The organism is Chelatococcus asaccharovorans, assembly GCF_003201475.1.
GTDB classification, from domain to species: domain Bacteria; phylum Pseudomonadota; class Alphaproteobacteria; order Rhizobiales; family Beijerinckiaceae; genus Chelatococcus; species Chelatococcus asaccharovorans.
Genome location: NZ_QJJK01000008.1, coordinates 393,016 through 406,056, shown reverse-complemented (window position 1 = coordinate 406,056; position 13,041 = coordinate 393,016). Strand labels below are relative to the sequence as shown.

Below are 13,041 nucleotides of genomic sequence, written 5' to 3'. Positions count from 1 at the left end.
GAACGGCCGGAGCGAAGTGACAGAAGTCCATAAAACAAAGAGGGTTATATCATGAGTTCTCCGTGGAATATCGATCAGCTCGATCGCCGCGCCTTCATGGCGGCATTGGCAGCCGTCGGCGCAGGTTCGCTCCTGCCCGCATCGGCCGAGGCGCAGGGCGCGGATTTCAAGGGCCGCCAGCTCCTGTCGTCCGGGTTCGGTGGCTCGACGATGGACATCATCCAGAAGGCAGCCTTCGATCCCTTCGATGCGGCGACAGGTGCCAAGAGCACCCAGGTGCCAATGCAGTCCGCCGCGGCGCTGGCGCGGATGAAGGCGGAAGCCGGCAATCCGCAGATCGACATGTACCAGTTCTCGGGTGGGCAGGAGGCCCAGGCCAAGAGCGAGGGGCTGACCGAGCCGATGAAGTCGGTCCCCAACCTGGCCAATGTGCCGGGTGGCCTCAAGGATCCCGACGGCCATTGGGTGACCTGGGCCGTCATCGCCGAGGGCATCGTCTACAATAAGGACAAGATCCCGACGCCGCCGACCAGCTACAAGGACTTCTTCAAACCGGAATACAAGGGGCATATCGCCTTCCCCGCCATCACAAACGGTTTCGGCATGGACTTCCTGGTCATGCTCGCGCGGACCTTCGGCGGCGGCGAGGACAATATCGAGCCGGGCTTTGCGGCGTTGGCGAAGCTGAAGAATGAGACGATCTTCAAGGCCGCGTCCGATCTCCCGGGCCTGTTCGGCCAGGGCGATATCTGGATCATACCCTATGATACCGGCAACGCCTTCAAGACCGCGCAGAGCGGCCTGCCGGTTGCCTTCGCGACGCCACAGGAGGGCAGCCCCGCCGTACCGATCACCTCCTGCATCGCCAAGGGCGCCAAGAATGCCGACGTCGCCAATGGTGCGATCAATTACCTCCTGAAGCCGGAGGCGCAGATCGCCATCGCGCAGGGCATGCGCTGGTCGGCCTCCAACGTCAACACCAAGCTGCCGGCGGAACTCGCCAGCGAGATCCCGGCCGTCAGCCAGCTCGCGCAGCTCGATCGTGCGAAGATCAACGCCAATCGCGCCGCCTGGACGGAGCGTTGGAACCGCGAGATCGCCCGGTGACTGCGGCCCGCCCGGTCCTCGACGCACCGGGCACGGATGGCGCGGCGGCCTCTTCGCCGCGCCTCATCCCCTACGTGCCCGTTCTCCTGTTCGCGCCCTGCTTCATCATCTATGCCGTTCTCTTCATCTGGCCGCAGCTGTCGCTGCTGGCCACGAGCTTCGTTGATGGCAATCAATGGTCGGTCGCGCATTATCAACGTTTCCTCGGTGACGGCTACTACTGGGAATTACTGGGGCGCACCCTGTTTCTCGGCGTGATAACGACTGTCATCACGCTGGTTCTCGGCCTGCCGGTCGCCTATCTCCTGGCGCGGATGCAATCCCGCTGGGCGGGCTTTCTCCTCGTCATCACGACCTTCCCGCTGCTCGTCAGCGCGGTCGTGCGCTCCTTCGGCTGGATGGTCCTGTTCTTCCGCGACGGGCTCGTCAGCAAACTGGTCGTGGCGCTCGGGCTCGCCTCACCGCCGTTCCAGCTCATGTACACCATGAGCGGCGTCGTCATCGCCCTGGCGCAGGTTCTCCTGCCCCTGATGGTGCTGACGCTCTACGGCGTGTTCCGCTCCATCGACCGGGACCTCGAACTCGCGGCCATGAGCCTCGGCGCGCGGCCGTCACTGGCGCTCTGGCTGGTGACCTTGCGCCTGGCGCGGGGCGGTATCCTCGCTGGATCGCTCCTTGTCTTCTCACTCGCCATCAGCACCTTCGCCACGCCGAGCCTTGTCGGTGGCGCCCGCGCGCATGTGATGTCGACGGCGATCTACGAGCAGACCATCGAACTTCTGAACTGGCCCTTCGCCGCCGCCCTGTCGTCAATCCTGCTCGTCTTCGTGCTGGTGCTGGCGCTCGTCTATGGCCGGGTTCTGGAAGGGCGTGGACAGACGGAGGCGCGGCCATGACCATCGATCTGAAATCGCCCTTCGGGGCGCTTCTCCTGGCGCTGACCATCATCGCCTTCTGCTATCTGCTCTTGCCGATCCTCGTCATCGTCGTCGCGCCGCTCGGCAGTACGGGCTATCTGTCCTTCCCGCCGCAGAGCCTCACGTTGAAATGGTATCAGGCGGCGCTCAACGACACGCGCTATGTCGGCAGCTTCCTCACCAGCCTGAAAGTCGCGACGATCACCGCCATCGTCTCGACGGTCATCGGCATCCTCGCGGCGCATGGCCTCACGCGCTATGAGTTTCGCGGGCGCAAATTCATCGAGGCGCTGTTCCTGTCGCCGCTCATCCTGCCGACGCTGGTCCTGGCTGTCGGCCTGTCGATCTTCTTCTCCCGCACGGGGCTGTTGACCGGCACGGCGCGGCTTGCCGCCTCGCATGTCATCGTCTGCACGCCCTATGTCATCCGCGTCAGCCTGCCGGTCTTCCAGCGGTTCGACCGCACCTTGGAGGAGGCGGCGCAGAACCTGGGCGCGACGCCGCTGCAGAGCTTCCTGATGGTGCTCCTGCCCGTCGTGCGGCCGGCGATCATCGCCGGCGCGGTGATGGCCTTCATCACGTCTTTCGATGAGGTCGTGCTGGCGCTGTTCCTGGCCGAGCCCTCCGCACCGACATTGCCCGTCACGATCTATTCGGCCGTGCAGCTTGGCTTCGACCCATCGGTCGCGGCGGTGTCGGGGCTGCTTGTCCTTTTGACCATGGCGCTGATGGTCATCTATCACATCTTTGGCGCCGTCCGGGATTAACCCATGGAAATCGTTATCGAGAACCTCGCCAAGGTCTATGGCAACGCCCACGCGGTGCGCGACTTCAGCGTCACCATCGCAAAAGGCGAGATGGTCGCGCTTCTCGGGCCGTCCGGCTGCGGCAAGACGACGACGCTGCGGATGGTGGCGGGCTTCATCAAGCCGTCGGCCGGGCGCATCGTCGTGCGCGGGCGCGACCTCACCGGCCTGCCGCCGCACAAGCGCGACACCGGTCTCGTCTTCCAGAACTACGCGCTGTTTCCGCATCTGACCGTCGCCGAGAACATCGCTTTCGGCCTGCGCCGCCGTGGCGTGCCGGCGGCCGAGCGCGACACGCGCGTGGCCAACATGATCGCCACCATGCAACTGACCGGTCTCGCCGACCGCCTGCCGCGCCAGCTCTCCGGCGGCCAGCAGCAGCGCGTGGCGGTGGCGCGGGCGCTTGTCATCAATCCGTCGATCCTCCTGCTCGACGAGCCCTTCTCCAACCTCGACGCCAAGCTGCGCGAGTCGACGGGCCTGGAACTGCGCCGCATCCAGCGCGAGCTCGGTCTGACCTCGATCTTCGTGACCCACGACCAGAACGAGGCGATGGCCATCGCCGATCGCATCGCGGTGATGAACGGCGGCGCCGTGGAACAGATCGGTTCGGCGGTCGACATCTACGAGCGACCGCGGACGCGTTTCGTGGCCGACTTCATCGGCAGTGCGAATTTCCTGTCCGCGACGGTCGAGGCCCGGGACGGCAATGTCGTCACGCTCCGCCATGGCCTGGGCGTCTCGGTCTTGCCGGTGGAAGGGCAAGCCTTTGACAAGGGCAGGTCCGTCACGCTGATGGTTCGCCCCGAATGTGTCGCCATCCATCCCGCAGCTGCGGAAGCGGGGCTCGGCACGATCGAGACGATCTCCTACCAGGGCTCGTCCGCACATATCTTCGTCAAGCTGCGCGACGGTGATCGCACCATGCTCGTCGAGCGCCATGGCCGCGAGCTGGCGGGGCTGGAGGTCGGCAAGACCGTCGATCTCAACGTCAAGGCGCAGGACCTGACGCTGTTTGCGGCGTGAGTGACGGCCATCCCGGGCAGCGATGCGCGCGTCCCCCGGCGAGCGGGGAGCAGCCATCAGCGGCGGTCCTGATCCTGCAGGATCTCCAGCTGCAATTCCTGGATCTCGGCCAGGCGTTGCCATTGCTTCGAGATGAGGTGATCCAGCTTTTCATGCAGGTGCCGGATCTCGAGTTCCGCCTTGAGATTGACCTGGTAGTCATTGAGGGAGCGCAGGCGGTCCTTGGCCTCCTGGCGCTTCTGGCTCATCATGATCACCGGCGCCTGGATTGCTGCGATACAGGACAGGATCAGGTTGAGGAGAATGAAGGGGTACGGGTCGAAGAGCGATCCTCTCCCCATCACGTTGATCGTGATCCAGGCGGCAAGCAGGCACGCAAAGCAGATCAGGAAAGACCAGCTCCCGCCGAATTTCGCCAGCGCGTCCGACAGCCGTTCGCCGAGACTGCGCCGCTCGTCGAAATCCTGCTCCACATTGGCTGAGATGACAGCACCCTCGGCGAGGCTGCGCGCGACCTGCTCATCGAGCGCGGTGAGTTCCCCCCGCTCCTGTCGCAGAAGATCCTGCACGTAGAGCGATCGATAGCGGGCCAGTTCGCGCCGAGAAATTCGACTGTCCGGCGTCATACCGGGAAAATCCGTTCGAATACGCTCCTGGATTTCCGGCCGCAACTGGTCGACCATGTACAGATCGTGGGCCGGAAATGCTTCGCCGGATATGGCGCATCGTTGCGCGATGGCCTCGTCGCCAGAAGGTTTCATCATGTGCAGATCTACTCGATCGTTATACAGAGGCGGCAGTACCTGTCAGCATAGCGCTGCCTGATGGGGCGCGTAAGTCGGCCCCAGGAACAGCGCGATTGCGATCATTTCCCTTGGGGATAAACTCGCCTATGGTCATCACCTATGACGAAAGAAAGGGGGGTGACCATGCGAGCCTTTTTGATCGCCGTATTGTCGATGGCGATACCCACCGCGGCATGGGCGGCCGATACGCTGGAGCGGGTAAGCGAGACGGGTTTGCTGCGGCTGGGCTTTCGCGCCGACGCACCGCCTTACTCCTACCAGGCCGCCAACGGCGATCCTTCCGGCTACATTGTCGATCTCTGCCGTGAAGTCGCCGCCGGCGTGAAGAAGGCGCAGAATATCCCGTCGCTCAAGATCGAATATATAGAGGTGTCCTCCAAGACGCGCTTCGAGGCTCTGCGTGACGGCAAGATCGATATCCTCTGCGATCCGACATCCATGACGATGTCGCGACGCGCGATCGTCGATTTTTCGCTGCCGACCTTCATCGATGGTGCCGGCGTCCTCTATCGCGTCGATAATGTTCAGAAGCTCGAGGATCTGCGCGGCAAGAAGATCGGCGTGCTGCAGGACACGACGACTGAGGAAACCTTGCGCACGACCCTGGCACAATTGGGTATCGATGCTGAGATCATCCCGATGTCGGACCATCCCGCGGGTGTCCGCCAGTTGTCCGAAGGCAAGCTCGACGCCTATTTCGCGGATCGTGGCATCCTCAATTATCATTTGCTCAACAGCAGAAACCCGGCGGGGCTGAAGCTGTCCGATCAATATTTTACGTTCGAGACCTATGCGCTCGCCCTCCCGCGCGGCGATGACAAGCTGCGTCTCCTCGCCGATGCGACGCTGGCTGAGCTTTACCGGACTGATCGCATCAAGAAGATCTATGCGCGCAGCTTCGGAAGCTTCCCGCCCGACCAGTTCATCAAGGCCTTGTTTGTCATCAACGGTGTGCCGAAGTAATGGCGGGCCTCATGGCACCAGCACGTCAGTAAGATTGCTCAGTGGCAGTGTTCGGGGATCCCCTTCCCGGCGCTTCGTGCCGTCCTGAGACATGCGGTTGGGATCAGCCGTCATTCTCGGCTGACAGCTCTTCCGGCCTTAGCCAGCCCGCGGGCTGGGCCTTGAACCGCACCCCCGGCCCACCACTCGGGCTGGACGCATTCTCCTCCATGAACACGACACCTGCCTGTTCAAGCGGCCGGACAAGGGCGGCCAGCGTCGACGCGTTGGGAAAGGTCTTCTCGCTTTCGAAGGCGGAGATCGTGTTGCGATGGACACGCGAGCGTTCGGCGAGATCACGCACTGTCCAGTTGAGCAGCGCGCGCGCGGCTCGCAGCTGCGCGCCCGTCAGAAACGATGAAGGCAAAATATGCTCCTGTCACTGAATGGTGACAGTTGCATATTATGCGGACAAAAGCAAGGTTGGCTCGTTATGCTCGCCTTCGCTGTCGCGCCGATCCCTCCCCTACAGGGGGGGGTGGCGCCGCAGGCGCCGGGTGGGGGGCGACTTGCTATACTCCCGCCGAACGATGGCGAGAGCTGCATGGCCAACGGCGCATAGCCACGGCCCCCACCCGACCTCGCTGGCGCGAGGCCACCCTTCCCTACAGGGGAGGGATAGGCAGCGGCGGTTCCCATGGTCATTCCCGACGGCACGCCCGATGTGCTCTATCCTCACAAGGCCGGCGTCGTATAGAGCACCTGGCCGTTCACCTTGATCTCGACATCCTGGAGATAGGGGCGCGCGCCGTCCGCGGAGACCTCGATGCCAAGGCCGGGCGCATCCGGCGCATGGATTTCGCCATCGGCGTCGCGTTCGATGTGGTTGGCGGTGAAGGCGAGGGCGAGAGGCTTCGGCATGGCGGGATATTCCGCGATCACGTGGTCCTTCAGGCCCGCATAGGCCTGGATCGAGGCGGACAGGGCGAGATGGGACGTGAAGGTGTGGTTGACGAAGGTCACCCCCTTGGCGACCGCGTGATCGGCCACCTCCTTCGACGGGCCGATGCCGCCGATACGCCCGCAATCGATCTGCACGAAGCCGACCCCGCCGTGGTCGATCAGCTGCTTGGCCATATGCACGTTATGGGCGCCTTCGCCGCCAGCAAGGCGAACCTTGGAGCCCTTTCGTGCCAGGGCGGCATAGGCGTCGATCGCGCTGGCCTGGAAGGGCTCCTCGAACCAGAGAACGCCGGCCTTCTCCATGGCCGGCAGGCGGGCGGCGGCGCGCTCGACGTCTTCCAGGAAGATCTGGCCCGTGTCCACAAGAAGGAGGCCATCCAGGCCGAGGCCCTCGCGCGCCGCGGCGAAATGCTCCGCATCCGCCTCGGCGCTGCCACGGCCGATCGGCCCCCAGCCGAATTTGGCGGCGCGGAAATTCGCCGCGCGTGCGGCGCGCGCCCGCTCCAGCGTCTCCTGCGCGGTATCGCCGAACAGCACGGACGCGTAAGGCGTCTTGGCAAAGCTCCTGTCATAGCCGAGCATCCGCCAGACCGGCTCGCCGCGCATCTTGCCCAGGGCATCCCAGAGCGCCATCTCGACGCCGGACAGCGTGTGGGGTGCCTGCAGCAGGTCCATCGAATTATAGGCAACATCGACGGAGATGCGGGCGATATCGGCCGGGCTCTCCAGCCTCTTGCCGAGGACCGAATAGGCAACCGGCCGGCACACCCCATGCGACATCGGACAGATGAAGGCGGCGATCGAGGGCAGGGGCGCGGCCTCGCACTCGCCCCAGCCGACGTGCCCGCCGGCCACGACACGGACGAGCAGCGCATCCTGGCTTCCGTCGGCCTCGTCAGTGACCTCAGGCATGGAGAGATAGAAAAAGTCGACGGCGTCGATCGTCGGCACGTGGCTTATCCTTTGAGATTATAAATGACGGGCTGCGGCGAGAAGGTAACGTCGGGCTCCATCGGGTACATGGGTCTTGCGCAGATCGTATGGCCCAGGCTTTTGAGATTGGCTGAGGTTGATCCGGGCGCGTCGATATTGAAGTTGTGCTCGCACCACTCTTCGAACATGTGATATTCGGTGTGCGGTGATTTCACGACAATCAGGTCGAAATCGAGCGGATCGAGCCCGTTGGCATAGTACATCGCCCGGTCGAACAGGCTGACCGAGCGGCTCATCACCACCACAGTGAAGCTGCCGAAGGTCAGAACGGCGGTCGGGCCGGCCGACAGCGGCGCCTTCATGGTCTCGAGAACGGCCTCGCCATCCGACAGCAGTTTCACCTTCGCTGTCACCTTCATCGGCGTGAAGCGTGCGGGGTCCACCGTGCCACCGAGCGTGACCTCGATGGTCGCGCCGACGCCGGCGGCGTGCGCGGCGGCAGCGGCCTTCGCGTCGACGATCGGCGCCAGAACCTTCTTGTCGTAGCCGGCGCTGCTCAACGCCGCGATGATCGCATTGCTGTCGCCCGACGCGCCCGACGAGGTCGCGTCAGCGGCGTCGGTGAAGATCAGCGGGCCGGGCATCGTCCTCGCCTGGGCGATCGCCCGGTCCAGGCTGATGAGCTTGCCCTGCATGCGGAAGCGCTGCGGCCAGAATTCTTCCGCGAGGCGCACCGCCTCCCGCTCGGCCGTCTCGCGATCACCATCGGTGATGACGAGGACCTGCGAGCACAGTTCCGGCACATCGGTGAAGGGATTGCCGATCATGATGCCGGCGGCGAGCGCCTTGCCCTCTTCCTCCAGCCTCCGGCAGTCGCGCAGGAGGTCGCCATAGCAGCCCGACTTGGTGATGAGCTCGTCGCCCCGCACCAGCGCAGGCATGACAACGCGCGCCGCGACAGGGCGCAGGTTGTTGTCCATGATGTTGAGGAGCAGCTCCGCCGCGCGACGGCCTGTATCGGCAAAGTCGACATGCGGATAGGTCCAGTAGATCGTGAAGCCGTTGACCTGCCGCAGCATCCGATCTGTCAGGATGCCATGCAGGTCGAGCGAAATGACGATCGGCATGTCGGGCCCGACCCGCTCGCGCAGCTTCATCAGGAGGTAGCCTTCGGGGTCGAGCTCGCCCTCGGCGGCCATCGCGCCGTGCATGGAGAAATAGATGCCGTCGACGCCGTCGAGCTTGGCGAAGATCGTCGCGAGGATCTCATCCGACAGCCGTTTCCAGCCTTCGGCGGAGAGAATGCCGGCGCTGCCGGACCGCGCGCCGATGGCCGGGACGATCTCGATATCCGGCCTCGCCTCGAAGACCGCGAAGGCGCCGCCGAGTTCCTGGTTGGTGCCGCGCTGCTCGTAGAGTTCCGCGCCGCGTCGGATATGAAAGTTCTCATAGCCGGAGGGCAGGGGATTGAACGACGAGATTTCCTGTTTGCAGTCAGCCACAAGGATGCGTTTCATGACCGGTCTCCGGAATAGCGAGCTGGCAGGGGATTGAATTGCAAGGGGGGCATGCGAAGGCCATGGGTCCCCATGGATTTCACGCCCCTGAAACCAGCCGTGTCATCCCCGGCGGCCGGTGAAGCCGGCCGGGAAGGGGATCCATGAACCATGACGAATGATCTGGATCCCCTTCCCGTCGCTGCGCGACGCCGGGGATGAGGCAGGATGGGAGAGGATGCGTCTCCTTGCATGTCGATTGTTCCTAGAGTTTCGAACGCGGATCGAAGGCATCGCGCAGGCCATCCCCCAGAAGATTGAGGCCGAGCACGCATATGACGATGGCGAGCCCCGGAAAGATGGTGATCCAGGGTGCCTCGCGCATGAAGTCGCGTCCCTGCGCGATGATGGCACCGAAGGAAGGGGTCGGTGGTGGCGGGCCCGCGCCGACAAAGGACAGGGCGGCTTCCGCCAGGATGGCGATGGCAAAGACATAGGTCAGCCGCACGATCAGCGGTCCGGTGGCGTTGATCAGCACATGCCGGAACAGGATCGTCATCTCGGTGACGCCGACCGAGCGCGCCGCATCGACGTAGTCAAGCTCACGTCCGACCAGGACGGACGCCCGGACGATGCGCGCCGTATGGGGCATGGTGGCGATCGACAGGGCGATGACCACATTGGTGAGCGAGGCACCGAGAACGGCGCTGACCACCATCGCCAGGACGATCGACGGAAAGGCCATCAGCGCGTCCATGAGGCGCATGATGGGATTGTCGAGGCGCGGAAAGAAGCCGGCGACCGCCCCGACGATCGTGCCGGTGATGCCGGTGAGCACCACCGTCATGGCGCCGATGGCGAGCGAAATGCGCGCGCCCACCATGACCCGCGAGAGGATATCGCGGCCGAAGTGATCGGTGCCGAACCAATAGGTCTCGTTGGGAGCGGTCAGCCGCATGCGTGCATTGCTGCGCAGCGGATCGAAGGGGGCGAGTGCATCGGCGAAAAGCGCGACAAGGGCCATCAGGATGACCAGGGCAGCGCCGATCATGAAGGAGCGGCTGCGAAAAAGCCGCTTGAGGCTCGCCTGGGTCGGGCTGACGCTGGGCCGTTCGAAGGAAAGAGCCGCGTCGGTCATTGCGACAGCCTCACGCGTGGGTCGACCACCGCATAAAGAATATCGACGATAAGATTGATGGTGAGATAGACCACGGCAAGAAAAAGAAGGCCACCTTGCAGAACGGGGAAGTCACGGGATCCGATGGCGCCGACGATCAGGCGGCCGATACCGGGGATGGAAAAGACCTGTTCGATGATGACTGTGCCTCCAAGCAATGCGCCGGCAACGATACCGATCACCGTCAGGATCGGGATCATGGCATTGGGTAGCCCATGGCGCAGCACGATGGTGAGCCGCGACAGGCCCTTGGCGTCGGCGGTGCGGATGAAGTCCTGGTTCAGGGTCTCCAGCATGGAGGCGCGCGCCATCCGCGCGATGAACCCGACCTGGACGAGACCAAGCGTGAGCGCCGGCAGGATCACCGTCCGCAGCCACCCCACGGGATCGCTGGTGAAGGGCGTGAAGCCGCCGCTGGGCAGCCAGCCCAAGGACACGGCGAAGACGAGGACCATGACAAGGCCGAGCCAGAAATCCGGAACGGACAAGCCGAGCAGCGCCGTCGCCATCAGGGCCTGGTCCGGCCAACGATTGTGATAGACGGCCGAGACGATCCCTGCCGCAACGCCTGCAATCACGGCGAAGACCAGCGCCAGACTGGCGAGTGCGAGCGTGACGGGAAGGCGCTCCAGCAGCGCGTCGGCGACCGAGCGGTTGAGCAGAATGGACTGTCCGAGATCGCCGCTGAGCACGCGGCCGTACCATTCGATCATCTGCAGCGGGAGCGGCTTGTCGAGGCCCAGCGCGCTGCGCAGCTTGGCGATCTGTTCCGGCGTCGCGGATGCATCCAGGAAGGCGGCCGCCGTATCGCCGGGCACGAGCCAGATCAAGGCAAAGGACATCAGCGAGACGAGGACGAGGACGACAAACGCCCCCGCCAGTCGCCGAATGAGAAAAGCTGTCATGACATGCTCATGGTCGGCGCGGCATCGCTTCGCGATGCTCCGGGTCCGTCGTCCTGCGACGAACCCGGGATGACCGGTAAGTGCTGTATCTGAAGGCCGCCTGGGCGGTGTGGACGGTTGCTGCGGGAAGCCATCGGAACCTCGTTGGTCACTCCTCCGTCGTCATTCCGGGGCAGGCCGCAGGCCTGAGCCGGGAACACATGAACACGACGCTGATCGATGGCGTGTCGGCCCGACGTGCCTTCTTGCCCACGCGCCTTCTTGCCCACGTGCCTTCTTGCCCACGTGCCTTCTTGCCCCTTGTTCATGGATCCCGGGCTCATCGCTACGCGATGCCCCGGGATGACCGGTGCGGGGTCTGCCTGCATGCCGCCTTATCTTGCGGCTCGTGTCTTACGGCTCGAGCCACACGCCCCACATGCGCGGGATGCGGTAGGGCTTGAAGTTCTTGAGCTTCGAGGTCGAGACCTGGAACATGCCGTAGTTGCCCGCTTTCATGGCAACGGCGTTGTCATACATATGCGCCTGGAACTTGTCGAAGAGCGCCTTGCGCTTGCCCTCGTCCATCTCGGCGTTGAAGGCGGCTGCGAGCTCATCGATAACCGGATCCTTCGCCTGCTGCGAGAGGCCGTTCACCCAGGGCGCCATGACGGAACCCGGCCCTTCATAAGGCTCGATACCGAAGCCGTGCGTCCAGAAGGTCCATCCCTGCGGCGTAAAGCCGATCTTGGAGACCGTCGGCCAGTCGGCGATCGAGATATCGACATTGACGCCGATTTCCTTGAGGCGCTCCTGGAGAACGGTGGCCGTGTCGATGTTCGGGCGCAGGTTGTCGACGATGAAGGTGAGCTTCTCGCCCTTGTAGGACGACTTCGCGAGAAGCTCTTTTGCCAGCTTCAGATCGCCCTTGTTATACTTGTCGCTTCCGGCCGTCGTGTAGAAGGCCGCGCCCGGATAGAGCCAGCTCGGATCCATCTGGTAGATATCGGAGTAGGCGATACTCATGATATCTTCCATGTTGAGCGCGGCCTGCACGGCCAGGCGGAAGTTCTTGTCGTTGCCGGGCGCCGCCCCCTGGTTGAATTTGATGACCTGGAGCGCGAAAGGCAGCACCTTCTCGACGGTGAAGCGCTTGTCGCCGGCGAGGCGCTTGGCGGTCGATCCGTCCACGGTCTCGTTGAACTGGATCTCGCCCGATTCGAGGGCGGCCGTCCGCGCGCCGGCCTCCGGCATGAAGCGGAAGGTCACAGTATCGAGGTAGGCTTCCTTCTTGCCGGCGAAGCCATCACGGCCCTTGCCGTTGGGATTCGGGCTGTAGCCATCGTAACGCGCCAGCTTCACATGGCTGTCGGGCTTGTATTCGACGAATTTATACGGGCCCGTGCCGATGATCTCGATCTTTCCGGCCTCCTTCGCCGCCTCGCTGGCGGGATAGATAGCGATCGGCGCGCGCGGCGACGACAGGTTGTCGAGGAAGGTGGCCTGGACGTTCTTCAGCGTGATCGTGACCTCGTGCGGACCGGTCGCCTTGACGGTTTCGATCGCCGAGACGAGCGCCGGCGAGGCACCGACCTTGCGATAACGCTCGATCGAGGCGGCCACGTCGTTGGCGTCAAGCTCCTTGCCGTTGTGGAACTTCACGCCCTTGCGGATCGGGAAGACATAGGTCTTGCCGTCGGGCGAGACGGTGACGCCTTCGGCGAGTTCGGGGACCGGCTTGGCGTTCTCGTCACGCGCATACAACGTCTCGAAGATATGCAGATTGATATTGCGTGACGCTTGGGCCGACGTGATCTGCGCATCGAGAGACGGTGGCGCCTGGGTGATGCCGATGACGATGTCGCCGCCCTTCGTCTGGGCGATGGCCGTCGTGTGGAAGGATATGAGCATCGCCGCGACGGCGGCTGCTCCAAGAAAGCTACGTTTGCGCATGGTTGTGTTCCCCTCCGGAAGTATTATTCAG

12 protein-coding genes are annotated in these 13,041 nt (G+C 63.9%); 5 read left to right on the top strand and 7 right to left on the bottom strand.

Annotated features, from left to right (window positions below; genetic code table 11):
• The first annotated feature begins 51 nt into the window (after nucleotides 1-51).
• The 4 genes from C7450_RS20725 to C7450_RS20710 are packed head-to-tail and all read left to right on the top strand — an operon-like array spanning nucleotide 52 to nucleotide 3,856.
• Nucleotides 52-1,107, top strand: coding sequence for an extracellular solute-binding protein (locus tag C7450_RS20725; RefSeq protein ID WP_110376328.1), 1,056 nt, complete (start codon nucleotides 52-54; stop codon nucleotides 1,105-1,107).
• Nucleotides 1,104-2,003, top strand: a complete 900-nt coding sequence (locus C7450_RS20720) for an ABC transporter permease (protein ID WP_110376327.1) — start codon at nucleotides 1,104-1,106, stop codon at nucleotides 2,001-2,003. The genes C7450_RS20725 and C7450_RS20720 overlap by 4 nt, the downstream gene beginning before the upstream one ends.
• Nucleotides 2,000-2,791 carry an ABC transporter permease gene (locus C7450_RS20715; RefSeq protein ID WP_110376326.1) on the top strand — a complete coding sequence of 264 codons (792 nt, stop codon included), beginning with the start codon at nucleotides 2,000-2,002 and terminating at the stop codon, nucleotides 2,789-2,791. Before C7450_RS20720 ends, C7450_RS20715 begins: the two co-directional genes overlap by 4 nt.
• Nucleotides 2,792-2,794: 3 nt before the next feature.
• On the top strand, nucleotides 2,795-3,856 hold the full coding sequence (locus tag C7450_RS20710; protein ID WP_110376325.1) for an ABC transporter ATP-binding protein: 1,062 nt from the start codon (nucleotides 2,795-2,797) through the stop codon (nucleotides 3,854-3,856).
• Nucleotides 3,857-3,912: 56 nt separating this feature from the next.
• Here C7450_RS20710 and C7450_RS20705 read toward each other — a convergent pair whose 3' ends face one another.
• Nucleotides 3,913-4,620 carry a DUF1003 domain-containing protein gene (locus tag C7450_RS20705; protein ID WP_110376324.1) on the bottom strand — a complete coding sequence of 236 codons (708 nt, stop codon included), beginning with the start codon at nucleotides 4,618-4,620 and terminating at the stop codon, nucleotides 3,913-3,915.
• A gap of 165 nt (nucleotides 4,621-4,785) precedes the next feature.
• On the opposite strand from C7450_RS20705, the gene C7450_RS20700 reads away from it, so the two are divergent.
• Nucleotides 4,786-5,625 (top strand): amino acid ABC transporter substrate-binding protein, encoded by an 840-nt coding sequence (locus C7450_RS20700; protein WP_170147343.1) that lies wholly within the window; start codon nucleotides 4,786-4,788, stop codon nucleotides 5,623-5,625.
• Nucleotides 5,626-5,728: 103 nt separating this feature from the next.
• Here the strand turns inward: C7450_RS20700 and C7450_RS20695 are convergent, their stop codons facing one another.
• The 6 genes from C7450_RS20695 to C7450_RS20670 all read right to left on the bottom strand — a co-directional run bounded on the left by C7450_RS20695 (nucleotide 5,729) and on the right by C7450_RS20670 (nucleotide 13,010).
• The gene (locus tag C7450_RS20695; RefSeq protein WP_245449997.1) at nucleotides 5,729-6,031 is read right to left on the bottom strand and encodes a helix-turn-helix domain-containing protein; all 303 of its coding nucleotides are present in this window, start codon (nucleotides 6,029-6,031) and stop codon (nucleotides 5,729-5,731) included.
• Nucleotides 6,032-6,339: 308 nt separating this feature from the next.
• Complete coding sequence (locus C7450_RS20690; protein WP_245449995.1) at nucleotides 6,340-7,518, bottom strand: mandelate racemase/muconate lactonizing enzyme family protein; 1,179 nt, start codon at nucleotides 7,516-7,518, stop codon at nucleotides 6,340-6,342.
• Between the two features lie 5 nt (nucleotides 7,519-7,523).
• Nucleotides 7,524-9,017, bottom strand: a complete 1,494-nt coding sequence (locus tag C7450_RS20685; RefSeq protein ID WP_110376322.1) for a M81 family metallopeptidase — start codon at nucleotides 9,015-9,017, stop codon at nucleotides 7,524-7,526.
• A gap of 244 nt (nucleotides 9,018-9,261) precedes the next feature.
• Complete coding sequence (locus tag C7450_RS20680) at nucleotides 9,262-10,134, bottom strand: ABC transporter permease (RefSeq protein WP_110376321.1); 873 nt, start codon at nucleotides 10,132-10,134, stop codon at nucleotides 9,262-9,264.
• On the bottom strand, nucleotides 10,131-11,078 hold the full coding sequence (locus tag C7450_RS20675; protein ID WP_110376320.1) for an ABC transporter permease: 948 nt from the start codon (nucleotides 11,076-11,078) through the stop codon (nucleotides 10,131-10,133). Before C7450_RS20675 ends, C7450_RS20680 begins: the two co-directional genes overlap by 4 nt.
• 393 nt (nucleotides 11,079-11,471) lie before the next feature.
• Complete coding sequence (locus C7450_RS20670) at nucleotides 11,472-13,010, bottom strand: ABC transporter substrate-binding protein (protein WP_110376319.1); 1,539 nt, start codon at nucleotides 13,008-13,010, stop codon at nucleotides 11,472-11,474.
• Nucleotides 13,011-13,041 lie beyond the last annotated feature (31 nt).

Bases quoted from the DNA above. Each gene is read 5' to 3' on its own strand.
- C7450_RS20725 (WP_110376328.1), top strand. From the start codon at position 52: ATGAGTTCTCCGTGGAATATCGATCAGCTCGATCGCCGCGCCTTCATG.
- C7450_RS20675 (WP_110376320.1), bottom strand. From the start codon at position 11,078: ATGACAGCTTTTCTCATTCGGCGACTGGCGGGGGCGTTTGTCGTCCTC.
- C7450_RS20670 (WP_110376319.1), bottom strand. From the start codon at position 13,010: ATGCGCAAACGTAGCTTTCTTGGAGCAGCCGCCGTCGCGGCGATGCTC.
- C7450_RS20680 (WP_110376321.1), bottom strand. From the start codon at position 10,134: ATGACCGACGCGGCTCTTTCCTTCGAACGGCCCAGCGTCAGCCCGACC.
- C7450_RS20715 (WP_110376326.1), top strand. From the start codon at position 2,000: ATGACCATCGATCTGAAATCGCCCTTCGGGGCGCTTCTCCTGGCGCTG.
- C7450_RS20700 (WP_170147343.1), top strand. From the start codon at position 4,786: ATGCGAGCCTTTTTGATCGCCGTATTGTCGATGGCGATACCCACCGCG.
- C7450_RS20685 (WP_110376322.1), bottom strand. From the start codon at position 9,017: ATGAAACGCATCCTTGTGGCTGACTGCAAACAGGAAATCTCGTCGTTC.
- C7450_RS20705 (WP_110376324.1), bottom strand. From the start codon at position 4,620: ATGATGAAACCTTCTGGCGACGAGGCCATCGCGCAACGATGCGCCATA.
- C7450_RS20710 (WP_110376325.1), top strand. From the start codon at position 2,795: ATGGAAATCGTTATCGAGAACCTCGCCAAGGTCTATGGCAACGCCCAC.